General features: G+C 64.8%; 24 protein-coding genes. 7 read left to right on the top strand and 17 right to left on the bottom strand.

Annotated elements, in window-relative coordinates:
• Nucleotides 1-115: 115 nt before the first annotated feature.
• The 5 genes from WI560_RS10460 to WI560_RS10440 form a co-directional block, all read right to left on the bottom strand.
• Entirely contained in the window at nucleotides 116-829 is a 714-nt protein-coding gene (locus tag WI560_RS10460) for an ABC transporter ATP-binding protein (RefSeq protein WP_375307929.1), read from the bottom strand.
• Complete coding sequence (locus WI560_RS10455) at nucleotides 826-1,581, bottom strand: ABC transporter ATP-binding protein (protein ID WP_257177608.1); 756 nt, start codon at nucleotides 1,579-1,581, stop codon at nucleotides 826-828. Before WI560_RS10455 ends, WI560_RS10460 begins: the two co-directional genes overlap by 4 nt.
• Before the next feature lie 2 nt (nucleotides 1,582-1,583).
• A complete protein-coding gene (locus WI560_RS10450; protein ID WP_375307928.1) occupies nucleotides 1,584-2,603 on the bottom strand; it encodes a branched-chain amino acid ABC transporter permease in 1,020 nt (339 codons plus the stop codon).
• Nucleotides 2,600-3,502, bottom strand: coding sequence for a branched-chain amino acid ABC transporter permease (locus WI560_RS10445; RefSeq protein ID WP_375307927.1), 903 nt, complete (start codon nucleotides 3,500-3,502; stop codon nucleotides 2,600-2,602). Before WI560_RS10445 ends, WI560_RS10450 begins: the two co-directional genes overlap by 4 nt.
• A 90-nt stretch (nucleotides 3,503-3,592) precedes the next feature.
• Complete coding sequence (locus tag WI560_RS10440) at nucleotides 3,593-4,852, bottom strand: ABC transporter substrate-binding protein (protein ID WP_257193846.1); 1,260 nt, start codon at nucleotides 4,850-4,852, stop codon at nucleotides 3,593-3,595.
• 171 nt (nucleotides 4,853-5,023) lie between these two features.
• On the opposite strand from WI560_RS10440, the gene WI560_RS10435 reads away from it, so the two are divergent.
• From WI560_RS10435 to WI560_RS10425, 3 genes are read left to right on the top strand one after another with little or no spacing between them, the layout of a single operon-like run.
• Entirely contained in the window at nucleotides 5,024-6,517 is a 1,494-nt protein-coding gene (locus tag WI560_RS10435; RefSeq protein ID WP_375308810.1) for an AMP-binding protein, read from the top strand.
• Nucleotides 6,514-7,155 carry a TetR/AcrR family transcriptional regulator gene (locus tag WI560_RS10430; protein ID WP_375307926.1) on the top strand — a complete coding sequence of 214 codons (642 nt, stop codon included), beginning with the start codon at nucleotides 6,514-6,516 and terminating at the stop codon, nucleotides 7,153-7,155. The genes WI560_RS10435 and WI560_RS10430 overlap by 4 nt, the downstream gene beginning before the upstream one ends.
• Nucleotides 7,152-9,071 carry a flavin-containing monooxygenase gene (locus WI560_RS10425; protein WP_375307925.1) on the top strand — a complete coding sequence of 640 codons (1,920 nt, stop codon included), beginning with the start codon at nucleotides 7,152-7,154 and terminating at the stop codon, nucleotides 9,069-9,071. Before WI560_RS10430 ends, WI560_RS10425 begins: the two co-directional genes overlap by 4 nt.
• A 169-nt stretch (nucleotides 9,072-9,240) precedes the next feature.
• Here the strand turns inward: WI560_RS10425 and ald are convergent, their stop codons facing one another.
• Entirely contained in the window at nucleotides 9,241-10,356 is a 1,116-nt protein-coding gene (gene ald / locus WI560_RS10420) for an alanine dehydrogenase (protein WP_375307924.1), read from the bottom strand.
• A 143-nt stretch (nucleotides 10,357-10,499) separates the two neighbouring features.
• Between ald and WI560_RS10415 the strand changes: the two genes are divergently transcribed.
• The gene (locus tag WI560_RS10415; RefSeq protein ID WP_375307923.1) at nucleotides 10,500-10,979 is read left to right on the top strand and encodes an Lrp/AsnC family transcriptional regulator; all 480 of its coding nucleotides are present in this window, start codon (nucleotides 10,500-10,502) and stop codon (nucleotides 10,977-10,979) included.
• A 121-nt stretch (nucleotides 10,980-11,100) separates the two neighbouring features.
• Here WI560_RS10415 and WI560_RS10410 read toward each other — a convergent pair whose 3' ends face one another.
• Entirely contained in the window at nucleotides 11,101-11,313 is a 213-nt protein-coding gene (locus WI560_RS10410) for a hypothetical protein (RefSeq protein WP_375161095.1), read from the bottom strand.
• A gap of 133 nt (nucleotides 11,314-11,446) precedes the next feature.
• Nucleotides 11,447-12,496: a hydroxyacid dehydrogenase gene (locus WI560_RS10405; protein ID WP_375307922.1), complete on the bottom strand. Its 1,050-nt coding sequence runs from the start codon at nucleotides 12,494-12,496 to the stop codon at nucleotides 11,447-11,449.
• A 259-nt stretch (nucleotides 12,497-12,755) separates the two neighbouring features.
• Here WI560_RS10405 and WI560_RS10400 point away from each other — a divergent pair, with 259 nt between their 5' ends.
• The 3 genes from WI560_RS10400 to WI560_RS10390 all read left to right on the top strand — a co-directional run bounded on the left by WI560_RS10400 (nucleotide 12,756) and on the right by WI560_RS10390 (nucleotide 14,384).
• Complete coding sequence (locus WI560_RS10400; RefSeq protein ID WP_375307921.1) at nucleotides 12,756-13,325, top strand: decarboxylase; 570 nt, start codon at nucleotides 12,756-12,758, stop codon at nucleotides 13,323-13,325.
• Between the two features lie 8 nt (nucleotides 13,326-13,333).
• Entirely contained in the window at nucleotides 13,334-13,930 is a 597-nt protein-coding gene (locus WI560_RS10395) for a thiamine pyrophosphate-dependent enzyme (RefSeq protein ID WP_375307920.1), read from the top strand.
• 76 nt (nucleotides 13,931-14,006) lie between these two features.
• Nucleotides 14,007-14,384 (top strand): VanZ family protein, encoded by a 378-nt coding sequence (locus WI560_RS10390; RefSeq protein WP_375307919.1) that lies wholly within the window; start codon nucleotides 14,007-14,009, stop codon nucleotides 14,382-14,384.
• A gap of 46 nt (nucleotides 14,385-14,430) precedes the next feature.
• On the opposite strand, the gene WI560_RS10385 is transcribed toward WI560_RS10390, so the two are convergent.
• The 9 genes from WI560_RS10385 to WI560_RS10345 form a co-directional block, all read right to left on the bottom strand.
• A complete protein-coding gene (locus WI560_RS10385) occupies nucleotides 14,431-14,814 on the bottom strand; it encodes a DUF1236 domain-containing protein (RefSeq protein WP_375307918.1) in 384 nt (127 codons plus the stop codon).
• Nucleotides 14,815-14,928: 114 nt separating this feature from the next.
• Complete coding sequence (locus WI560_RS10380) at nucleotides 14,929-15,816, bottom strand: 2-hydroxy-3-oxopropionate reductase (RefSeq protein ID WP_375307917.1); 888 nt, start codon at nucleotides 15,814-15,816, stop codon at nucleotides 14,929-14,931.
• Nucleotides 15,817-15,915: 99 nt separating this feature from the next.
• Nucleotides 15,916-16,701, bottom strand: coding sequence for a hydroxypyruvate isomerase (gene hyi, locus WI560_RS10375; RefSeq protein WP_375307916.1), 786 nt, complete (start codon nucleotides 16,699-16,701; stop codon nucleotides 15,916-15,918).
• A gap of 10 nt (nucleotides 16,702-16,711) precedes the next feature.
• Nucleotides 16,712-18,502: a glyoxylate carboligase gene (gene gcl, locus WI560_RS10370; protein WP_375307915.1), complete on the bottom strand. Its 1,791-nt coding sequence runs from the start codon at nucleotides 18,500-18,502 to the stop codon at nucleotides 16,712-16,714.
• Nucleotides 18,503-18,654: 152 nt separating this feature from the next.
• A complete protein-coding gene (locus WI560_RS10365; protein ID WP_375307914.1) occupies nucleotides 18,655-20,457 on the bottom strand; it encodes an adenine deaminase C-terminal domain-containing protein in 1,803 nt (600 codons plus the stop codon).
• 91 nt (nucleotides 20,458-20,548) lie between these two features.
• Nucleotides 20,549-21,349, bottom strand: a complete 801-nt coding sequence (locus tag WI560_RS10360; RefSeq protein WP_375307913.1) for an NYN domain-containing protein — start codon at nucleotides 21,347-21,349, stop codon at nucleotides 20,549-20,551.
• A 153-nt stretch (nucleotides 21,350-21,502) separates the two neighbouring features.
• Entirely contained in the window at nucleotides 21,503-23,002 is a 1,500-nt protein-coding gene (locus WI560_RS10355; RefSeq protein ID WP_375307912.1) for a tripartite tricarboxylate transporter permease, read from the bottom strand.
• Nucleotides 23,002-23,487 (bottom strand): tripartite tricarboxylate transporter TctB family protein, encoded by a 486-nt coding sequence (locus WI560_RS10350; protein WP_375307911.1) that lies wholly within the window; start codon nucleotides 23,485-23,487, stop codon nucleotides 23,002-23,004. The genes WI560_RS10355 and WI560_RS10350 overlap by 1 nt, the downstream gene beginning before the upstream one ends.
• Nucleotides 23,484-24,452, bottom strand: coding sequence for a Bug family tripartite tricarboxylate transporter substrate binding protein (locus tag WI560_RS10345; protein WP_375307910.1), 969 nt, complete (start codon nucleotides 24,450-24,452; stop codon nucleotides 23,484-23,486). The genes WI560_RS10350 and WI560_RS10345 overlap by 4 nt, the downstream gene beginning before the upstream one ends.
• Between the last annotated feature and the right edge of the window lie 66 nt (nucleotides 24,453-24,518).

The following is a 24,518-nucleotide window of genomic DNA, read 5'->3' as shown; positions in this document are numbered from 1 at the left end:
AAACGGCAATGGAAGCGATTGGCGTTTTTGTCGCGCAGGGAAAAAACTCCTTCCGTCAAGCAGGCTCCGGACAATGGTTTTCTTCTCCCGGCCTACTTAGGCACCGGCGCGCGACCTACAGGGCCAGATAACGCCGCCGGATGGCATCGTTGGCCTTCAGCTCGTCGATTCCGGCGGCATAGACGATCTGACCCTTATCGATGACCGTGGCGTGGCTCGCAAGGCCGAGGCAAAAATGCATGTTCTGCTCGGCGATCAACACGGTCGATCCGATGCTTCGCAGCTGGCGCAACAGCTCGCCAATCCGCTGCACGATGATCGGCGCGAGCCCCTCGCTCGGCTCGTCCAGCAGCAACAGCGCCGGGTTTCCCATCAGCGTGCGTGCGATCGCCAGCATCTGCTGCTCGCCGCCCGACAGGCGTCCGGCGATGCGATGGCGCAGCGGCTCCAGCAGCGGGAAGACGTCGTAGATGCGCTTGATCGGCCATTCGTCCTGGCCTTCCGGCCCCTTCTTGCGACCGATGACGAGATTGTCCTCGACACTGTGCTCCGGAAAGATCTGACGATCCTCCGGCACGAAGCCGAGGCCGGCGCGCGCGATATAGTGCGGCTTCCGGCCGGAAATCACCGCGCCGCGCAGGCTCACTCGGCCCCGCCGCGGCGGTGCAAGACCCATGATCGCTTTCATGGTGGTGGATTTGCCGGCGCCGTTGCGGCCGAGCAGCGCCATGGTCTCCCCCTGCCGCACCGAGAGGCCAACGCCGAACAGGATCTGGCTGGTGCCGTAATAGACGTCGAGATCGGCGACTTCGATGACGACGGCACTCATGCAGCCGCTCCCGCATGCTCGGTGCCGAGATAAGCGTCGATCACGGCGCTGTTGTTGCGGATCTCGTCAGGCGTGCCGGTCGCCAGGATGCGGCCGTAGCAGAGCACGACAATTTTTGGGGCGATCTTGAACACGATGTCCATGTCGTGCTCGATGAAGACGACCGTGATCTTCTGGCTCTCCCAGAGCTCGCGCACCTTGTCGATCATGCGCCAGCGCTCTTCCGGGCCCATGCCGGCAGTCGGCTCGTCGAGCAGAAGCACCTTTGGCTCGAGCACGAGCGCCAGCGCGATATCAAGCAGCTTCTGATCGCCATGCGACAGCGTCGCCGCCGTGCGATGACGCTTGCTCGCCAACCCCAGCAGCTCCATCACATGCTCGGCGCGGTCGCGCGTCTCAGGCAAGGGAAAGCGCTTGTGCAGCACCGCGGAAGTGCGCTGGTCGGCACTGACGGCGGCGAGCATGGTTTCCTCTACCGTCAGCGACTTGAAGATGCTCGCGACCTGGAAGGCGCGGCCGATGCCGTGCCGCACGATCTCGGGCGGCGAACGGCCGGCAAGTTCGACCCCGTCGAGCAAAACCTGGCCGGAATCCGGCTTCAAGGCACCGGTGATCAGGTTGAAGAAGGTACTCTTGCCGGCGCCGTTCGGACCGATCACCGCCGTGAGCGAGCCGTCAGGGAAATCGAGCGAGACGTCGTTCGTCGCCTTCACGCCACCGAAGGATTTTGCGAGGTTGCGGATCTCGAGCATGGCTAGCGCCCCTTGCCTGCATCGCGCCGATCCCAAAGCCATTCGGCGACGAAATCGAGCAGGCCTTTGCGCAGGCCCAGCGCGAAGAACAGGATAACCACGCCGAGCACGATGCCGTGATACTCGGTGAACCGCGTCACCGTGTCGTTGAGCAGGAGCAGCAACACGGTGCCGACCATCGGACCGAGGAACGTCGAGACGCCGCCGAGCATATTGATGAAGATGCCCTCCCCCGAGATCGTCCAATAGGCGAATTCCGGATAGGCGCCGGAGACGAACAGCGCCATCACCATGCCGCCCATCGCGGCGAACAGTGCGGCCAGCACGAACACGGTGAGCTTGGCGCGCCAGACGTCGATGCCGAGGAAACTCGCGCGCGCGGCGTTGTCGCGGATCATGCGCAGCGTGTAGCCGAACGGCGATTGCGCGATCTGGCGCATCGCAAGCAGGCCGAGGATGAGCAGCGCGCAGCTCGTGACATAGAGATGAACATGATTGGACAGATCCACGCCGAGGAAAACCGGCCGTGGAATGCCGCCGCGCAGCCCCTGATCGCCGCCAGTGAACGAAGCCCAGGACAATATGGTCGAGTGGATCAGCATCTGGAAGGCGAGCGTGACGAAGGCGAAATAGATTTCCTTCAGCCGCACGCAAATCGCGCCGATGATCGCGGCAACCATTGCGGTGATCGCTAGCGTCGCGATGAAGGCGACAGGAATCGGCACGGCGATCTTCTGCATGATCAGGCCGAAGCCGTAGGCGCCAAGGCCGAAGAACATGCCATGACCGAACGAGGTTAACCCGGTGTAGCCGACCAAGAGATTGAGCGAAGTCGCGAACAGGCCGTAAGCCGAGCAGCGGATGACGAAATCAAGCAGCGCCTTGCTGCCCGTGACCAGCGGAAGGCTCGCCAGCACCGCGAAGGCGATCAGCGCAATCAGGATGTCGCGATAGCGCCCAAGCGCGACGCCGCCGCGTACGGGCACCGACCTCTCGGCGCGTCCGGCCTCGAGCTCGGTCATGCCGCCTCCTTGCCGAACAGGCCGGTGGGTTTCGAGACCAGCACGATCACCATGAACAGATACATCAGGCCCTCGGTGAACAGGGGAAAGCCGAGCGAGCCGAACGACCTGATGAGGCCGAGCAACAGCGCGCCGATCAGCGCGCCCAGGATCGAGCCCATGCCGCCGATCACGGTGACGATGAAGGATTCGATCAGCACCGAGAATCCCATGCCGGGGGTCAGCGAGCGCACTGGCGCGGCCAGCGCGCCCGCAAGGCCCGCCAGCATACCGCCGAGCGCGAATACGCCGCCATAGATCAGGCCGGTATTGATGCCGAGCGCGGAGACCATGCCCGGATTATGCGCGGCGGCGCGGATCACCTTGCCGATGCGGCTGCGCGCGAGCCCGAGGCCGAGCACGATCGCCGCGACGAGCGCGACACCAATCAGCAGCAGATAATAGGGCGGCACCACGCCGCCGGCGATGAACAGCGGCATCACCTGGAACGCCGCCGGCATGCCCATCGCCTTGAATTCAGGTCCCCAGATGATGCGTACCACATCGTCGAAGATCAGCACGAAGGCATAGCAGACCAGCAGCTGCATCAAGACGTCCGCGCCATAAACGCGGCTCATGAAGACGCGCTCGAAGATCAGGCCGAGAGCCGCGGTACCGGCCGCCCCCGCCAGCATCGCAAGTGCAAAACTGCCGGTGAGCTGATAGGCGGTCATCGCAAAATAGGCGCCGAACATATAGAAGGCGCCGTGGCTGAAATTGACCACCTTCAGGACGCCGAAGATCAGGGTCAGTCCGACCGCGACCAGGAACAGCAGCATGCCGATAATGAGGCCGCTGGTGGTCTGCGTCACCAGGCAGGCGGAGCTGGAAAGGCAGCCGGCAAGGGCATCGAGATCCACGGAAGCACTTTCATTGTCGCGCGCCTGAGACGGCGCGGAGGACCAAACGAAAGCGGCGGAGGCGGTCGCCCGCCTCTGCCGCGCATCACATCAGGTGTAGCCCTTGCTCTTCTTCCACTCCGCCTCGAGCTCGAAGATGGTCTTCCAGTCGCCGGCCTTGACCTCGGGCACATAAGGCTCCTGCGGGATCGTGGTACCCCAGCCGATGGCGTAGCCGACCAAGGTGTGGTCGTCGCCGCGCATCGTCACGGTCCCGTCGGCGCCGAACGGGCACTTGATGGTGAGGCCCTTCAGCACCTCCGCGATCTTCTTGCCGTCGGCCGAGTTCGCCTTCTTGGCGGCCTCGGCCAGGAACATCACCGCGGTCGCGTTCTGCCACGACCAGTTGGTCGGATATTCGTTGTACTTGGCCTTGTAGGCATCGCCCCAGGCGGCGTTCTCCGGCGTGGTCGGGAAGGTCTTGATGTAGCGATTGCCGGAGTGGATGCCCTTCGGCAGGTTCTTCACCACCGTGAGTGCGGTGTAGTCGGCCATGTTGACCGCGAACACCTCCATCTGGCTGAACATCGCGTAGATGTTGGCCTGGTCGATGTAGGAGGTGAGATCGCCGCCCCACAGGCAGGAATACAGCGCCTGCGGCTTGGCTTGCAGGATCTTGGTCACGACTTCGGTGTAGTCGGGCTGGAACAGCTTTGGCCAGGACTCGCTGATGACCTCGACGTCGGGCGCGAAGCGCTTCAGGTACAGCGTGAACTCGCCGGTGGTGTCGCGGCCATAGGCATAGTCGGGCGAGCAGGTCGCCCATTTCTTCAAGCCCTTGGTCTTCGCGATTCCAGCGGCGTAGCTGCCACCGACGATGGAATCGTGGATGCCCTGACGCACGCAGCGGAACGCGTTGGGGATGTGCTGCTTCGGATCGGCCGTGAGCGAGGATGCTTCCGAGCAAGTGTGGATGCAGAGCACGCCGAGATCGCGTGCGACCTCGTGCACCGCGAACGATCCGGACGACGCCTCACCGTCGAGCAGCAGCTCGCAGCCGTCGGTGTTGACGAGCTCGCGTGCGACGCGCGCGGCTTCCTGCGGCTGGCCCTTGGAGTCGCGGATCACCATCTCGATCTGACGGCCGGCGAGGCCGCCGGCAGCATTGACCTTCTCCACCTCGAGCATCACCGCATTGCGCGAGGACGTGCCGAGCTGCGCCACGCGGCCCGACAGGATGGTCGGCATTCCGATCTTGACGGTCTTGGCTTGCGCGCGTGCCACCCACGGCGCGGCGAAAGTCATCGCACCGGCGCCCATCAGCGCCAATGTTGAACGGCGGCTGATGCCCGGCGTGCGGGTTCTCTTCATTTTCCCCTCCCTCTTGCGGGTCGGCGTTTCAATCCCTTGTCGGAGATCGTGTCGTCTCCGTATTTCCGAGAATTTCAGAGGGTGGGGGGTGACGTCAAGCCAAAGATGAATTACGAGTCAGAATTCATCGAAGGAGGAAATGAGGCCGCCAACCGGCTCAAAACTAGCGCAATGATCAACCTGTCGAGCTTCATCGCCTTTCATGCCCGCCGCACGCCGGACCGGCCTGCGCTGAAATATCGCGGCGAGGAGATCTCCTACGCGGCCTTCGACGCCCGGGTCCGCAAGGCCGCCGGCTGGTTGGCGACACAGGGCATTGGCGCAGGCGATGTCGTCGCCGTGCTGATGAAGAACAGCGCGGCATTCCTGGAGCTTGTGTTTGCGACCAGCCATCTCGGCGCGGTGTTCCTGCCGATCAATTTCCGTCTTTCCCGCGACGAGGTCGGCTACATCACCGGCAATTCCGGCGCGCGGCTTCTGATCGTCGACGAGGAATTGGCCGCGAATGCAGCAGGCGCCAAGACGGTCGTGCTGAACGAGATCGCGCAGCAGAGCATCACGCATCTGGCTGGCGACACCCCGCCCGCAGCGATGCACGTCCGTCGGCCATCGGACCTGATGCGGCTGATGTACACCTCCGGCACGACCGATCGCCCCAAGGGGGTGATGCTCACTTACGACAATTTCTACTGGAAGTCGGCGGACCAGACTGTCGCACTAGGCCTCAGTGCCGAGACGCGACTTCTCGTGGTCGGTCCGCTCTATCACGTCGGCGCGCTCGATTTGCCCGGCATCGCGGTGCTCTGGCATGGCGGGTTCCTTCGCATCGAGCGCAGCTTCGAGCCGGAAACGGCGCTTGCGGCGATCGCAGAGGACAAGCTCACCGCCGCCTGGTTCGCCCCTGTGATGACCACGGCGATGCTCACCTGCCCGACGCGGGACCGTTATGACGTCTCCAGCCTGCAATGGGCGATCGGCGGCGGCGAGAAGACGCCGGAAGTGCGGATCCGCGCCTTCTCCGAATATTTCCGCAATGCGCGCTACATCGATGCCTACGGCCTGACCGAGACCGTCGGCGGCGACACCTTCATGGAAGCCGGCCGCGAGATCGAGAAGATCGGCTCGACCGGGCGAGCCATCGCTCATGTCGAAATCGAGATTCGCGACGAGAACGGCAAGACCTTGCCGCCGAACGTCGATGGCGAGATCTGCCTGCGGGGACCCAAGATCACGCGCGGCTACTGGAAGGATCCCGAGAAGACGGCGTCCGCCTTCTTCGGTGACTGGTTCCGCAGCGGCGATGTCGGCTATCTCGACGACGAGGGCTTCCTGTACCTGACCGACCGCAAGAAGGACATGATCATCTCGGGCGGCGAGAACATCGCCTCCTCCGAGGTCGAACGCGTCATCTACGATCTGCCTGAGGTGCGCGAAGTCGCGGTAATTGGCCTCTCCGACGCACGCTGGGGCGAGCGCCCCGTCGCTGTCGTCGTGCTCGCCGAAGGGGCGCGCCTCGAGCTCCCTGCCCTCACCGAGCACTGCCGTACTCGGCTGGCGAGCTTCAAAGTGCCGAAACAGCTGATCTTCCGCGACAGCCTGCCGCGCAACCCATCTGGAAAGGTTCTCAAGCGCGTGCTGCGCGCCGAGCTGGAGACGTCTGAATGACGCAAGCCAATGCCAAGGTGACAAAGCTCAACCGCGTCGAGCGCAACGCCTGGACCAAGCAGAAGATCTTTGACGCCGCCACCAAGGTCGTCGGCAAGCACGGTTATGCCGAGGCCTCCGTCGCCCGTATCACGGAACAAGCCGGCGTCGCGCAAGGCACCTTCTACAATCATTTCGGGAACCGACAGGAGCTGCTCGACCAGTTGCTGCCGAAGATCGGCCTCGACATGGTCCAGTTCATCCGCGCCCGCACCGGCAACGCGCACGCCGCGCGGCAGGAGATCGAGCGCTTTGCCGCCTTCTTCGATTTCATCCGCGAGGTGCCGGAATTCCTGCGCATCCTCAACGAGGCCGAGTTCTTCGCGCCGATCGGCTATCAGAAGCATCTCGACAACATCTCGGTCGCCTATGTCCGCATCCTGCGACGGGCTCGTCTTGCCGGCGCGATCGAGCATTACAGCGATGAAGAATTCGAGGCGATCGTCCACATGCTGATGGGCGCACGCGGCTATCTCAGCCGCCGCTACTCCTATTCGGCCGGCGGCGTCACCGCCGTGCCCGACCACGTCATCTCCGCCTATCGCAAGCTGATGACGCGCGGCCTCTTCAATCCGTCCGAAGACCAGGACACGCCATGAACATCGACTCTCCGCACAGGCTCGACCTTGCTTCGACCATCGCAGAAGGCGACATCCGCTGCCTGCTGATGGTGCTGGTGCACATGACCGGCGACGAAAAATGGCTCGCACCGCCGTACCTGCCCAAGCGCGATATCCGCCTCATCCCCGACCCCGAGGCCGGCGTGCCGCCGGAGATCCAGGACGAGATCCGCGCCGCGGTGGTCAAGCTGTTCGCCAATGGCACGCCCAGGCCTGTCATCGCCGATCCCGGCGAGGAGCTGCTGCTGAGGATGATGCGCGCCTGTCTCGGCGAGAACGTCGCGCCGGAATACGCGCCCCTGATGCGCGAGGAAATGGGCTTTGCCTCACGCGAGGCGCGCTGGAGCAAGCAGCCCTCGAGCGACAAGCTCGCCCGGCAGCATGTGCTGATTGTCGGCGCCGGCGTCTGCGCCATTGCGCTCGGCGTCGCACTCGGCCATCTCGGCATCCCCTACACTATCGTCGAGAAGAACGCCGAGCTTGGCGGCACCTGGTGGATCAACCGCTATCCCGGCTGCGGCGTCGACACGCCGAACCATTCCTATTCCTACTCGTTCGGCTCCGGCAATGCATGGACCCGCTACTTCTGCCAGCGCGAGGAATTGCTTGGCTACCTCCAGAAGGTCGCGGACGAATACGGCATCCGCAAGCATCTGCGCGTCAACACCGAGCTGACCTCGTCGCGCTGGGACGAAGGCAAGCGGCGCTGGATCTCGACGCTGAGAACCAAGGACGGCGAAGAGGCGTTCGAATCCACCGCGCTGGTCAGCGCGATCGGCCAGCTCAATGACCCCTCCCGCGCCCGCTTCAAAGGCGAGGAGGGCTTCAGGGGGACGATCCTGCATTCGGCGCTGTGGTCAGACGAGATCAAGCTTGACGGCAAGCATGTCGCCGTGATCGGCACCGGGGCGACGTCGATGCAGCTGGTGCCGTCGATCGCAGGCCGCGTCGCCTCGGTCACGGTCTACCAGCGCAGCGCGCAATGGGCGCGGCCGGTGAAGGGCTATGCCGATCCGATCAGCGAGGGCGCGCGCTGGCTGCTGGCGCATCTACCGTTCTATGTGCAGTGGTACCGCTTCAACATGTTCTGGCGCTACGGCGACGGCCTGTTGCCTTTCCTGCGCAAGGATCCGGCCTGGCCGCATCCCGAGCGCGCCGTCAACAAAGGCAACGACCGGCACCGCCAGGAGCTGACGGACTTCATCCTGTCGGAGCTACAGGGCCGGCCCGACCTGATCGAGAAATGCGTGCCGACCTATCCGCCCTACGGCAAGCGCATCCTGCTCGACAACAATTGGTTCAAGACCTTGCGGCGGGACAACGTCGAGCTGGTGACCGATGCGATCGATCGTTTCGACGAAACGGGCATCGTCACCGCAGACGGCAAGCACCGTCCTGCCGACATCATCGTGGTGGCGACCGGCTTCAAGGTGACGGAAATGGCGGCCCGTCTCAACATCAGCGGCCGCGACGGCAAGGATTTGCGGCAGGCTTGGGCCAACGACAATCCAACGGCCTTTCTCGGCCTCACCGTGCCGGGCTTTCCGAACTTCTTCTGCATGCTCGGCCCCAACTCCGGCCCAGCCCATGGCGGTAGCGTCATCTTCCAGTCGGAGTGCCAGAGCCGCTACATCTCGGCCTGCCTGATCGACATGATCGAGCAGGACGTCGCGGCGATCGACGTCCGTCAGGACGTGCTCGACGATTACGTCCGCAAAGTCGATGCCGAGCACGAGACGATGATCTGGACGCATCCGGGCATGAGCACCTATTACCGCAATGCGAGCGGCCGCGTGTTCTCGGCGATGCCGTGGCGGTTCGTCGATTATTGGCGCATGACGCATGACCCCGATTTGGGGCAGTACAGGCTGACGAAGGCGTCAGAGTTGGGGTGATATAAACCCCCGGCACCGCTGCAACCTCGCCCGCTTGCGGAAGAGGTCGGCGCGAAGCGCCGGGAGAGGGCTTTCTCCTCTAGGGGACTTCCTCGGCATCGCGGCGACAAACCCACTGCGGAGACACCCTCTCCCCTACCCTCTCCCGCGAGCGGAAGAGGGCGCGCAGCTACGCCGCCAGCCCACTCCCGACCGGAGCGAAATCCAGCCCGAGGCTTTCCGCCACCGCCTTGTTGGTGATCCGCCCGCGATGCACGTTCAGGCCGTTGCGCAGATGCGGGTTCTCCAGCACCGCGGCAAAACCCTTATCGGCCAGCATCAGGCCGAACGGCAACGTCGCGTTGTTCAGGGCCTGGCTCGACGTCACCGGCACTGCGCCCGGCATGTTGGCGACGCAATAGTGCACGACGCCGTCCACCTCATAGGTCGGATCGCTATGGGTGGTCGGATGCGACGTCTCGAAGCAGCCGCCCTGGTCGATCGCGACATCGACCAGCACGGCGCCGGGCCGCATCGATGTCAGCATCGCACGTGTGACCAGCTTCGGCGCGCTGGCACCCGGCACCAGCACCGCGCCGATCACGACGTCGGCGGCGAACACCTCCTCCTCGACCGACTCGATGGTCGAGAAGCGGGTGCGCACGCGTCCGGCAAAGAGATCGTCGAGTTCGCGCAAGCGCGGGATCGAGCGGTCGATCACGGTGACTTCGGCGCCGAGACCCGCGGCCATGCGCGCCGCCTGCGTGCCAACCACACCGCCGCCGAGCACGACGACGCGCGCCGGCTGCACGCCGGGCACGCCGCCGAGCAGCAGGCCGCGGCCGCCGGCTGATCGCTTGAGCGCGGCGCCGGCGGCCTCGATGGCGAGGCGGCCGGCGACTTCGCTCATCGGCGCAAGCAGCGGGAGGTGACCGCTCGCGTCCGTGACGGTTTCATAGGCGATCGCGGTGCAGCCGGAAGCAAGCAGGCCCTTGGCCTGCTCCGGATCCGGCGCAAGATGAAGATAAGTAAACAGAATCTGGCTTTCCCGGAGCTGGGCCCACTCGCTTTTCTGCGGCTCCTTCACCTTCACGATCATCTCGGACTTGGCAAAGACGTCGCGGGCGCTGTCGGCGATATCGGCCCCTGCCCGCCGATACACCTCGTCGGACGCGCCGATGCCGGCGCCGGCCCCGGTCTCGACCGCGACCTGATGACCGGCCGCGACATATTCACGGACCGCGCCCGGGGTGAGCCCGACGCGATATTCCTGCACCTTGATCTCCTTGGGAACACCGACGCGCATCTTGAGCTCCTTCGCCAACGGATCGATTCCGATCTTCATCGTAGCGATGGGGCCGGTTTGGTTTCGTGCAAATATCCGCTAGTTTCGGCGCGTCCGCGCCGGTTTCCGGCGCCGAAATGCTCTTTCACGCTGGAAACGAAACCTTGGCCCTCGACCGGAAAGACCTCGCGATCCTCGCGGAACTCACGACCAATGCGCGCGCCAGTCACGCCGAGCTCGCCAGCAAGATCGGCCTGTCGAGCACGGCATTGGCACGGCGACAGAAGACGCTTGAAGATGACGGCTACATCCAGGCCTACCAGGCCACGCTCGACCTCGCCCAGTTCGGCCTCACCACGACTGTGCTGGTTCGCATCGCGTTGGAGAGCCAGAGCGACGATGCGCTGAAGGCCTTCGAGGCGGAGGTGGTGAAATGCCCCTCCGTCGTGCGCTGCTTCCTGATGTCGGGCACCGATGATTACATCCTCATCGTGCTGGCCCGCGACATCCAGGATTTCGAGCGCATTCACCGGACCGAGTTGTCCCGGCTGCCGCGCGTTGCGCGCGTGCAATCGAGCTTCGCGCTGCGCGAGATCGTCAACCGCGCGGTGCCGACGGTGGTGTTCGGCGAGGCCAAACGCTAAAGCGCGATACGATCAGGATGAATCGTCATCGCGCTCCAGGTTGTTGCATAAGCATGACCTTTCGGAAAACCGCTACGCACTTTTCCGGATCATGCCTGGGCTGCGCCGCAGGCAGCGACCCTCACGACGGAAAGTCGGCCGGCTTCACATGGATGCGGTCGGCATGCAGCGACCAGTGATGCAGTGCCTGATCCTTGCAGAATCTCGCTTTCGCCTGCTCCCTGGCCTCGTTCTCGTCGGCGGCGTCGATTTCCAGCGTGCCCTGGCAAACCTCGCTCTGCCGGCCGTACTCGCCGAGCACGTTCTTCATGAACTTGACGACATAGGTTGACATGGGACCTCCCTGCTGCCCCGACAGCACTCTAGTCCCATTTAGGCCGGGCCGGAAAAGGAGATTTTGACGCGGATCAAGGTCGGGCGGCGATTCCCCGCCGCGCCTTCTTCCCGGAACGGCAATCTGGCTGCCCCTATCCCGGCGTCACGCCGAAAGCCCGCTTGAAGCGCTCCGCATAGCGCGGCCAGACCTCGGGATTGATGATGCGCGGCGGGCGCTTGCCGTCGAGCGTGTCCAGCACCTGCTCGGCCGCGATCCGGCCCATGTTCCGGCGCGCCTCGACCGTCACGCCCGCGGTATGGGGGCTTGCCAGCACGTTGTCGAACTGGAGCAGCGGATGCTCCGGCGGCGGGGGCTCCTTGGACCAGACGTCGAGACCGGCACCGGCGATGCGCTTGTCGCGCAGCGCCTGAAGCAGCGCATCCTCGTCGTGGATGAAGCCGCGCGCCGTGGTGATGAAGTAGGCATGCGGCTGCATCAGCGCAAACTCGCGCGTGCTGATCATGTTGCGGCTGCCCTTGTCGAGCGGACAGGAAATCGAGACGAAATCGGCGCGGCGCAGTAGCTCCTCGAGTTCGACTTTTTCCCCACCCCGCTCGGCCATCACCTCGGCCGAGAGATAGGGGTCGTAGGCCAGCACCTTCATGCCGAGCAGGCCCTTGCACAGTGCGGCGATGCGGCGGCCGACATTGCCGAGGCCGATGATGCCGACGGTCTTGTGCTCGACCTCGTTGCCGACGAGCTCGTTGCGGTTGACGTCGCGCTCGCGGCGCAGGCGGCGATCCGACTGGATGATGCGCTTGGACAGCGTCAGCATCATCGCCAGCGCGTGCTCGGCGACCGAATGGGCATTGCCGCCGGACTGATTGACGACCAGCACCCCCGCATCGGTACAGGCCTCGACATCGACCGGATCGAAGCCCGCGCCGTTGCTGGAGACGAGCAGCAGGTTCGGGGTGCGCTTCAGGAAGGCGGCATCGACATGGAAATGCGGGGCGAGCTCGTCGCGGGCGGCGCCGATCTGGTAGACATGCGCCGCGCTCAGGATCGGCGCGTAGAAGTCTTCAGGACTCTCGTTCTCGATGCGGTCGAGCCGGACGTCGGACCGTGCCTTCAGGATGTCGACATAAATCGGATTGGCCAGATATTTGACGTAGAAGACACGCTTGTTGTTGACGGACATCAGGACCCTTCCGGCTCTCTCAAAGGGCTGCGCAAGGTCAGCGCGATGCGCCCGTCCCTGCCTCCCTCCCATTTTCCAATCGTCGCCGCTTATGACACGGCGGTGCCGGCCACGGCAGGCGGTCTGGCGCAGATCACGGTGCCGGCCCGGACATGTTGACAATCCCGCCCGCTCCGTCAAGTTCGGCAGACTGCCGCGACGGCCAACGCAAAAGCGATGGCAAAGACCAAGAAGCAGGCGCGGCGCGAGGGAGATCGCCATGGCGATTGCGGAACAGCGGACTTCGCCTCCTCAGGGGCCACAGGGGGCCAGCGACGGGAGCTGGCACGGCATCGTCCTGCAAACCCTGAAACGAAACGAGATCAGCCTCGTCCCTTACGTGCCCGACCGCGTGCTGACTCCATTGATCAAGAACCTGCACGCCGATCCGTTCTTCACCACCTTTGCCACCGCGCGCGAAGAAGAGGCGGTCGGGATCGTTTCGGGCGCCTGGATGGGCGGCCGGCGCGGCGCGGTGCTGATGCAGACCTCCGGCTTCGCGACGCTCGCCAACGTGCTGGCCTCGCTCGCGGTGCCCTACCAGATCCCCCTGATCATGTTCGTGTCCGAACGCGGCACGCTTGGCGAGTTCAATTACGGGCAATCGCTGGTCTGCCGCACCATGCGGCCGGTGCTGGATTCATTGGCGCTCGAGCATCACACCATCACCCGGCTCGACGAGCTCGAATTCATCGCCGACCGCTCGATCAAGCAGGCCGTCACCACGCAGGCGCCGGTGGCGCTGATCCTCAACCCGCTGCTCACCGGCGGCAAGGTTTTCGACAAGTGAGCGCCACCATGAACACGCGCAACACCAAGGTCATGAGCCGCTTCGACGTGACTTCGCGGCTGATCGCAAAGCTCGAGCGCGAGGAAGCCGTGATCGGCGGCATCGGCAACACCAATTTCGACCTCTGGGCCGCCGGCCACCGTCCGCAGAATTTCTACATGCTGGGCAGCATGGGGCTCGCCTTTCCGATCGCGCTGGGCGTGGCGCTGGCGCAGCCGGATCGGCGCGTCTTCGCACTCGAAGGCGACGGCTCGCTCTTGATGCAGCTCGGCGCGCTCTCGACCATTGCGACATTGAAGCCGAAGAACCTCGTCATGGTCGTGATGGACAACGGCATCTACCAAATCACGGGCGCCCAGCCGACACCCGCGGCAGGCGTCGCCGACATCGTGGCCATCGCCATCGGCTCCGGCCTTGCCAACAGCGCCTGGGCCGCGGACGAGGAGGATTTCGAACGGCTGGTCGACGCGGCGATGTCCGCCGCCGAACCACACCTGATCGCCGTCCGGATCGACGAAAAGCCCGGGGTCGGGACCACGAGGCGTGATCCCGTGCAGATCCGGGAACGCTTCATGCACGGGCTCGGCGTGCGCGAGCCACTTTAACGTTTGGTCATTAACTACACGGCGATCTGATGGATGGAAGGTACCGGCCCGCTGCCATGTGTGCTAAGCGGAGCGAATGTCCATTTTGGTACGTTCATTTGCCTGGCTGCTCGCAGCCGCCGTGACTTTCGCCACACTCGGTCCCCCCGGCCTGCGGCCTCATTCCGACCTCGGTCAAGACGGCGAACATGCACTCGCATTCATCCTGGTGGGGCTGGCCTTCGGCCTTGGCTATCGGCGCCGGCGCCTACTGATCGCGGCGGCCGCCGTGGTCCTGATCGCCGTGCTCGAGCTGATGCAATTTTGGGCACCCGGCCGCCACGCCCGGCTGGTGGATTTTCTGGTCGACGCGCTCACCGCCTGCATCGGCTTTGCGCTCGCGGCCGCGGTCGATTGGCTGCTCATGCGCTTTCGTGCAAGGCCCGTCGCGACAAGCGAAGGCCCCGCGGAGTGAGACGCTCCGCAGGGCCCATTCTTTCAACTCATAGGATTGTCGCCGATCAGTCGATGATCTTGACGACGCGGCGCGTGCGCGGCTCGACGATCACCCGGCGGTCGTTCACGACAGCATAGCGGTACTCAGTGTAGTTCGGCACGGGACGGAGCACCACGGTCGGCGGCAACGGCTCCCCGACCACGACGCGCTCCTGGATCACCACGGAATCGCTGCGCGGGATTCCGCCCAGCACCGCATTCGGAATTTCGAGGCCGGCACCAACGGCTGCACCGACGGTGCCGCCAACCATTGCGCCGATCGGTCCGCCGATTTCACCACCTGCACGCGCGCCGTCCCTGGCGCCTTGTTCGGTCGTCGACTGGGCAAAGGCCGCGCTCGACGCCAGCAACGAAGCGGCAGCCAACGTAATCGCAAAACGGGTCTTCATGTTCTTGAGCCTCCAGTGATTGCTATGCGCCTTCAACCGCCGGGCCGGAACGTTGTTCCGGTTCCCCGCGGTGAAAGACTCACCAGATCCGGAAAACTGTTACGGCGTAACAGTTCAGGCAGCGGCAATCTCGTGGCCCGCCATCAGTTCCAGCGCCCGCACCATCGCCGAATGATCCCAGCCCTTGCCGCCGTGGGCGGTGCAGGCCGAGAACAATTGCTGCGCCACCGCCGTGCTCGGCAGCGACAGGCCAAGCGAGCGCGCGCCCTCGAGCGCGAGATTGAGATCCTTCTGGTGCAGCTCGATGCGGAAGCCGGCATCGAAATTGCGCTTCACCATCCGCTCGCCGTGCACTTCGAGAATCCGTGAGGAGGCAAAGCCGCCCATTAGCGCCTGCCGCACCAGCGCCGGATCGGCGCCGGCTTTCGACGCAAACAACAGCGCCTCGCTCACCGCCCCGATCGTCAGCGCGACGATGATCTGGTTGGCGACCTTGGTGGTCTGCCCGTCGCCGTTGCCGCCGACGCGGGTGACGTTTCTGCCCATCTTGTCGAAGATCGGCTTCATGGTGACGAAAGCCCGCTCCGGGCCGCCGACCATGATGGTGAGGCTCGCTGCCTTGGCCCCGACCTCCCCGCCCGACACCGGCGCGTCGAGATAGTCGGCACCCAACGCTTCGATCTTCTTCGCGAACTCCTTCGTCGCCAGCGGCGAGATCGAGCTCATGTCGACCACGATCTTGCCCTTGGAAATGCCGCTCGCGACCCCGTCCTTGCCGAACAGCACGGCCTCCACATGCGGGGTGTCGGGCACCATGATGATGACCGCATCCGCCTCCTCCGCGACCTCCTTGCCGGACTTGCAGGGAATGCCGCCGGCCGCGATCAGCTCCGGCGCAACGGGGACGACGTCATGCAGGAGAACGCGATGGCCCGCCACCAGGAGGTGGCCGGCCATCGGCCGTCCCATGGTGCCAAGTCCGATGAAGCCGATGTCGATCATGGTTTGATGTCTCACAGTTGGAGGAGCAAAATTCATCCGCGAACTCGGTGCACCTCTCCCGCTTGCGGGAGAGAGAGCGCACCGTCGTTGTGGCCGCGCTTACGTCTCGAACGTCTGCGCGGCGTGCCACGACAGGCCTTCCAGCGTCGTGGTGCGCGGCTTGTATTCGCAGCCGATCCAGCCGCGATAGCCGATCGCGTCGAGGTGGCGGAACAGGAAGGGATAGTTGATCTCGCCGGTGCCCGGCTCGTGCCGGCCGGGATTGTCGGCGAGCTGGATATGGGCGATCTCGGGCAGATATTCCTGCATGGTGCGGGCGAGATCGCCCTCCATGATCTGCATGTGGTAGATGTCGTACTGGATGAAAAGGTTGTTCGACCGCACCTCCGAGATCAGCTGCATCGCCTGCTCGGTGCCGTTGAGGAAGAAGCCGGGAATATCGAGCGTGTTGATCGGCTCGACCAGCAGCTTGATGTTCTCGCGTGCCAGCGTCGAGGCGGCAAAGCGCAGATTTCCGATCAGCGTCTCGTTCAGCTCGCGCGAATCGGCGTCATCGGGCGCGATCCCCACGAGGCAGTTGAGCTGCTCGCAGTCGAGCGCCTTGGCATAGTCGATGGCCCGAAACACGCCGTCACGGAACTCGGCGGTGCGATCGGGCAGGATCGCGATGCCGCGCTCGCCGCCCGCCCAGTTTCCGGCCGGCAGATTATGCAGCACCTGCGTCAGGCCATGGGCTTCGAGCTGCTCGCGCAGCTGCGCCTTGTCGAAATCGTAGGGGAAGAGATATTCGACCCCGGAGAAGCCCGCCGCCTTCGCCGCTGCGAAGCGGTCGAGGAACGGCATCTCGTTGAACAGCATGGTGAGGTTCGCGGCGAATTTCGGCATGATGCTCTCCCTATTCCGCCGGCTGCAGCACGCCGGGCCTGACGGTCCCGACTTCGTCGAGCGGCAGGTCCAGCACCTCCTCGAACTCGACGATATTGTCGATCTCGGTGCCCATGGCGATGTTGGTGACGCGTTCGAGGATGAACTCGACCACAACGGGCACGCGGTGCTTGGCCATCAGTTCGCGCGCGGTCGCGAACGCGGCCTGTGCGTCCTTCGGATCGGTGACGCGGATCGCCTTGCAGCCGAGGCCTTCGGCGACCGCGACATGGTCGACGCCGTAGACGCCGATCTCGGGCGCGTTGATGTTCTCGAAGGAGAGCTGGACGTGATAGTCCATCTCGAAGCCGCGCTGGGCCTGCCGGATCAGGCCGAGATAGGAATTGTTCACGACGACGTGGATGTAGGGCAGATTGAACTGCGCCCCGACCGCAAGCTCCTCGATCAGGAACTGGAAGTCGTAATCACCTGACAGCGCGACGATGTCGCGATCCGGACAGGCCGCGCGGACGCCGAGCGCGGCGGGCAAGGTCCAGCCGAGCGGCCCGGCCTGCCCCGCATTGATCCAGTTGCGAGGGCGATAGACGCCCAGGAATTGCGCGCCGGCGATCTGCGACAGGCCGATCACGGTGACGTAGCAGGTGTCACGACCGAAGGCCTTGGTCATCTCCTCATAGACGCGCTGCGGCTTGATCGGCACGTTGTCGAAATGACTCTTGCGCAGCATCGTCTTCTTGCGATCGCGGCAGGAATCAGGCCAGGCCTGGCGCTCGCGGAGCCTGCCCGCCCGCCGCCACTCCCTGGCGATGGTGACGAACAGCTCGAGCGCGGCCTTCGCGTCCGAGACGATGCCGAGATCGGGATTGAACACGCGCCCGATCTGCGTCGGCTCGATGTCGACATGCACGAATTTACGGCCCTTGGTGTAGGTCTCGACCGAGCCGGTGTGGCGATTGGCCCAGCGGTTGCCGATGCCGAGCACGAAGTCGGATTCCAGCATGGTGGCATTGCCGTAGCGATGGCTGGTCTGAAGCCCGACCATGCCGGCCATCAGCACGTGATCGTCGGGGATCGCGCCCCACCCCATCAACGTCGGCACCACGGGCACGTTGGCGATCTCGGCGAATTCCACCAGCAGGTCCGACGCGTCGGCGTTGATGATGCCGCCGCCCGCGACGATCAGCGGCCGCTCGGCGGCGTTGAGCATCTCCAGCGCCTTCTCGACCTGCTTGCGGGTCGCAGTGGGCTTGTAGACCGGCAGCGGCTCATAGGTCTCGTCGTCGAACTCGATCTCGGCGAGCTGCACGTCGAGCGGCATGTCGATCAGCACCGGCCCCGGCCGACCTGAGCGCATCACATGAAACGCCTGGCTGAACACCCGCGGCACCAGCGCCGGCTCCCGCACCGTCACCGCCCATTTTGTCACCGGTTTTGCGATCGATTCGATGTCGACGGCCTGGAAGTCCTCCTTGTAGAGCCGCGCGCGGGGCGCCTGTCCGGTGATGCAGAGGATCGGGATGGAATCGGCAATCGCCGAATACAGCCCGGTGATCATGTCGGTGCCCGCCGGCCCCGAGGTTCCGATGCAGACGCCGATATTGCCGGCCTTGGCGCGGGTATAGCCCTCCGCCATGTGCGAAGCGCCCTCGACGTGTCGTGCCAGGATATGGTGGATCGAGCCGCGCTTCTTCAGCGCCGAGTACAGCGGATTGATCGCAGCCCCGGGAACTCCGAAGGCGGTCGAGATGCCCTCTCTCTCCAGAATTCGAACGGCTGCATCGACGGCTCGCATTTTCGCCATATCGGACCTCGCTTGGTTCAAGTCAGCGAGCGAGATCATCGGTTGCGCGGGAGCCGATCTCAACGAGATCGATTTTATTTTCCACGATGCGGCAGCCGCAGAGATTTTGCGGCAAGCTCAATCGGTTAGATGCAGGAATGCGTGAAAGCGGCTCACTCGAACAGCGGCGCCAGCTCCATCTGCGGCACCAGCACGAGGCCCTTGTCGGTGATGCGAATTTCCGGAATGACCGATAGGGGAATCAAATTGAAGCCCATATAGGGGATGGTGCAGCCGGCCTCCGCCCATTCCGTTTTCAACGCCTTGACCTCGTCAGCCACCTCTGTGACGCGCTTGTCGGACAGCAGGCCCGCGATCGGCAGCGGAACCAGCGCCCTCACCTCGCCGTCCGCGACGACGCAAACCCCGCCCTGCTGCTCCTTGATGGCGGCAATCGCGACCTGCATGTCGGGCTCGTTGGTACCGGCGACGATGATGTTGTGGCTGTCGTGCCCGACGCTGGAGGCGACCGCGCCGCGCTTGAGGCCGAAATCCTTCAGGAGGCCGTGGGCGACATTGCCGGCCGATTTTCCGTGGCGCTCGACCACGGCGACGAAGCACAGGCCGTAGCGGGCAAATAGCGACGGCCAGTCGTTTGCGGGTTCGATCCTGACCTTCTCATGGATCAGCGTGATGCCGGGCAGCGCGGTCTTGATCGCGTTGACCGTACACGCTTTTGCCGGAAGCTCCGGCGTCAGCTTGACCTTCTCCGGCAGCTTCACGGTCGCGTAAGCCGCGTCAGGATATCGATAGCGCTGCGACAACGCCTGATCGAGACGTGACGTGATCTTGCCATGCTCGACCACGAGCTCACCGCCATACCAGGTGCATTGCGGCTTCAGCTGATCATCCATCAGCACGAGATCGGCGCGGCGGCCGCCGCCGAGCCCGCCGATGTCGCCATCCATGCCGAAGCGCGTCGCGCCATGCAGCGAGCCCATCGACCAGGCCTGCTCCGGCGACATCCCCGCCTTCACGGCTTCGCGCACCACCCAGTCGAGACCGAACAGCAGCAGATCGTCGGCGTCGCGGTCGTCGGTGCAGACCGCCGTGCGCTTGTGCGAGGCCCCGAGCTCGGTGATGGTCCGGATCGCCTGCGGCAGCGAATGCCAGGGCGTCGTCGGCGGCCCGCCGCGCAGGAACACCCAGACGCCGGCATCGAGCAGGTCGTCGGCGATGTCGCGGTCGATCGCTTCATGCGTGTCGGTGACGCCGCTCGCCGCATAAGCCGCCACGAATTCGCGCCCGTAGACGTGGCCGGACACCGGACGTCCGCGCTTCAGGGCGGCCGCGAGGATCGCATGGCTGCGCTCGTCGCCCATCGTCACCGGCACGAAGTCCATCTTCTCGCCGAGCGCCACGGCTTCGGGCCAGCGATCGAACAGACCCGCGATCTTGTCCGGCGTGAGATCACCGCCGGCCGTCTCGAGTTCAGCCGATGTCGCAGGAACGGTCGAAGGCACCGTCAAGAAGATCGAGAGCGGCGCCTCGCGCGCGTCCTCCAGCATCGCCTCGACGCCGGCGACATCCATGACGTTGCCGATCTCGTGGCTATCGCAGAAGATCGTGGTCGTGCCGTTGAGCAGCGCGGCCTCGGCATAGGCGCAGGCCGTCACCATCGAGGATTCGATGTGGATGTGCGGATCGACCAGGCCCGGCGCGATGATGCCGCCGGCGGCATCATAGGTCGCAACGCCGCTCCACGCCTTCTTCGCTGCTCCGCTCGGCTTCACGGCGGCGATGCGGCCGCCGGCGATCCAGATCTCGCGGTTCGCGTGGATGCGCTCCGAATAGGTCGAAAGCACCCGGGCGCCAGTGATGACGAGATCGGGCGCAAGGCGCGCGGAAGCGACGTCGGCAAGGCGGCGCGTCATGCTGTGCAGCGGCGCGACGGCAAAGCGGGTGAGTTTTGTCATGGGGCTCTCGGGGCTCGCGCGTGATGGAAACAGCCCGGCAATGGTTGCGCCCGGAGGCCGCCTCGGCAATTCAAATAAGCGGCACCCGTGCTTACCCCTTAGGTGCCGAACCTCCTGGCGTCCCCGCTCCCGAAGACCTGCGCGGGTTCCGCCTTCTCGGGGGCGGCGCTGCGGCGGCCTTGACCCGAATTCGCATCGACCGGCCCTTGGACTCGTCGATCTCGAAGGAATTTGTCTTTCGCACGAGATCGCTGAGCTTGCGGAAGCCAAACGTCCTCGGATCGAAATCGGACGCGAGATTGGCAAGCTGGCGGCCGACCTCACCGAGCGTAACCCAGCCGTCCTCGCTCTCCATCTGGGTGATCACCTTCTTGATGATCGGCGTGGCCGCTTCGGGGGGCTGAAGCGATGCCGACCTCGAGGTGGCGTCCTGCGTATTCACCGGTCCGGCAACGAGGTTCTCCGTGTAAACGAATCTCCGGCAGGCCTGCCTGAAGCTTTCCGGCGTCTTCTGCTCGCCGAACCCAAAGACGTCGATGCCCTGCTCCCGGATGCGCGCCGCCAGGCGGGTGAAGTCGCTATCGGACGACACCAGGCAAAAGCCGTCGAACCGGCCGCTGTGAAGCAGGTCCATCGCATCGATGACCAGCGTGATGTCGGAGGCGTTCTTTCCGGTCGTATAGGCAAACTGCTGCTGCGGGATGATGGCGTGCTTCGACAGGATGTCGGCCCAGCCCCTCGACCGTGCGTTGGAGAAGTCACCATAGATGCGCCGGACGCTGGCCTCGCCGATCTTGGCAATCTCCTCGAACAATCCGTCCGCGATCTTGGCGGAAGCATTGTCGGCGTCGATCAGAACCGCCAGACGCGGCGAGCGGAGCTCGGAAGGCATGACAGTTCCCCACCAATGGACGCGACACGGGAAGATAAGTGCATTGGGACGGCTAAAGCATGATCCGGAAAAGTGCGCAGCGGTTTTCCGAAAAGATCATGCTTAAACAACAACCTAAAGCGCGATGACGATTCATCCTAATCGCATCGCGCTTTAGTCCTCGTTCGCCTTGAACCGCCCCAGCCCCTTCAGCACAAACGGGGCCAATAGCGCAAGCAGCGCGATGCCGAGCAGCGTCGCCGAGATCGGGCTCTGAACCAGCGTCATGGGATCGCCGAGGCTGATCGCGAGCGCGCGGCGCAGCTGGCTTTCGGCGATCGGGCCGAGGATCAGGCCGACCACGACCGGCGCGATCGGAAAATCGAACCGGCGCATCAGAAAGCCGAGCACGCCGAAGCTGGCCAGCATCGACAATTCCACCACCGACGGCTTGGCAGCGATGGTGCCCATGGTCGCGAACACGAGGATGCCGGCATAGAGCCAGGGCTGCGGGATCGCGAGCAGCCGCACCCACAGGCCGACCAGCGGCAAATTGAGCACCAGCAGCATGCAATTGGCAATAAACAGGCTGGCGATCAGGCCCCATACCAGGTCCGGCCGTTCGGCAAACAGCAGCGGCCCCGGGTTGAGGCCGTATTGCTGGAAGCCCGCCAGCATCATCGCGGCCGTCGCCGAGGTCGGCAGGCCCAGCGTCAGCAACGGCACCAGCGTGCCGGCAGCAGAGGCGTTGTTGGCGGCCTCCGGCCCCGCGACGCCTTCGATCGCGCCCTTGCCGAACTCTTCGGGATGTCTGGTGAGACGCTTCTCGGTCGAATAGGAGAGGAAGGTCGGGATCTCCGCGCCGCCCGCGGGCAGCGCGCCGATCGGAAAACCGAACATGGTGCCGCGCAGCCAGGGCTTCCACGAGCGCTTCCAGTCTTCTTTTGTCATCCACAGCGAGCCGCGCACCGGCTCCAGCTTCTCCTCGCTGTGGTGGCGGCGGGATGCGACGTAGAGCGCCTCGCCGACCGCGAACAGGCCGACCGCAAGCGTCGTCACCTCGACGCCGTCGAGCAGCTCAGGCACGCCGAACGCGAGCCGCGCCTGACCCGTCAGCTTGTCGATGCCGACGAGGCCAAGCGTCAGGCCGATGAACAGGCTGGTCAGGCCGCGGATCGGGGAATCGCCGAAGGTCGCCGACACCGTGACGAAGGCGACGCACATCAGCGCGAAATAGTCCTCGGGGCCGAAGCGCACGGCGAAATCGACCAACCAGGGCGCGAGAAAGGCGAGACCGATGGTGGCGATGGTGCCGGCCACGAACGAGCCGATCGCGGAGGTCGCGAGCGCCGGCCCGCCGCGGCCGGCCTTGGCCATCTTGTTGCCTTCGAGCGCTGTGGCCATCGAGGCGCTCTCGCCGGGCGTGTTGATCAGGATCGCGGTCGTCGAGCCGCCATACATGCCGCCGTAATAGATGCCGGCGAACATGATCAGCGAGCCGCCGGGATCGAGCTTGTAGGTGACCGGCAGCAGCAGCGCGACCGTCAGCGCCGGGCCGATGCCGGGCAGCACGCCAACGGCGGTGCCGAGGAACACGCCGATCAGCGCATAGAGCAGGTTCATCGGCTGGACGGCAACCGCCATGCCGTGAGCCAGCGCCGCAAAAGTGTCCATCACAGCAAACGCTCCAGCGGGCCGGCCGGCAGGCTCAGCGTCAACAGCCGGTCGAACGCGAGATAGATGAGCGTCGACATCACCAGCGCGATGATGCTGTCGACGAGGATGGCGCGGCGCCCGAACGCCGCCGATGTCGTCACGAACAGCGCCGAGGTCGCCAGGATGAAGCCGCCACCAAAGCCGATGATCGCGATCAGCAGCGCCAGGCCGGCCAGGATCAGAAGCACCGGAACCGGATCGGCGCTCTCCCGCGCGGGCAGATGGCCGCGCAGCGCGTCGATCAAATTGCCGATCGCGAGCAGCCCAAGGCCGCTGGCGACCACGACCGGCATCGCCTCCGGCCCCATGCCGTACATCGCGGTTGATGACAGGCCCCGCGCGTCAAGGACCAGCACGGCGGCGAGACCTGCGAGCAGCGCAGCGATGACGACGCCGGCGCGATCGACGCGCCGCGGCGGCCGGGCAGGATCACCCGAGGTCATGATTTGACCAGGCCGACCGACTTCAGCACGTCGGTGACCCGCACGGTTTCCTTCTTCAGGAAGTCGGCGAAGGCATCGCCCCCGAGATAGGCATCCTCCCAGCCCTTCTGCTTGAGGATTTCCTTCCAGGCATCCGACTTCACCATCTTCTCGACCGCATCGCTCAAGGTCTTGCGCTGCTCCGGCGTGATGCCGGGAGGCGCGACGACCGAACGCCAATTGGCGATCACGAGGTCGATGCCTTGCTCCCTAAAGGTCGGGATGTCGCTGCCGGCGATGCGCTTCTCCGAGGTCACGCCGATCGCGCGCAGCTTGCCGGACTTGATCTGCCCTTCATATTCGCTGAGGCCCGAAATACCCGCGGTGACCTTGCCGCCGAGGATCGCGGCGAGCGACTCGCCGCCGCCGGAGAACGGGATGTAGTTGATCTTCTTCGCGTCCGCGCCGACCGCGCCGGCGAACAGCGCCGCCATCACATGGTCGACGCCGCCGGCCGAGCCGCCGGCAAAAGTCACCTTGGCGATGTCGGCCTTCACCGCGGCGGCGAGATCCTGCGCCGTCTTGATCGGCGAGTTCGCGGGCACCACGATCACCTGGATCTCCTCGGTGAGGCGCGCGATCGGCGTCACCTGTTCCAGCGTCACCGGCGACTTGTTCATGGCAAGGGCCCCCACCATGACGAAGCCGTTGACCATCATCTGGTTGCCGTCGCCCTTGGCACCATTGACGAACTGGGCGATGCCGACACTGCCGCCGGCCCCGGGAACGTTGGTGACCTGCACGCTGCGCGCCACACCGGAGGCCACCAGCGCCTGCTGCATCGAGCGCGCGGTCTGGTCCCAGCCGCCACCCGGGGCCGCCGGCGCCATCAGCTTGAGCTCGAGCTGCTGGGCAAGGGATGGCGTCGCTGCTGCGAGGGTCAGCGCGACGGCTGCACCGGCAAGGCGCGCGGAAAATTGGAACATGAGGACGCTCTCCAGGCTCATGCGGACGTTTGCCGCATTGTGTCGTTTGGTCGCATATCAGCCAAA

It is taken from the genome of Bradyrhizobium sp. A11 (assembly GCF_042077125.1).
GTDB classification, from domain to species: domain Bacteria; phylum Pseudomonadota; class Alphaproteobacteria; order Rhizobiales; family Xanthobacteraceae; genus Bradyrhizobium; species Bradyrhizobium japonicum_B.
This window is presented reverse-complemented; position numbering and strand designations above follow the sequence as displayed.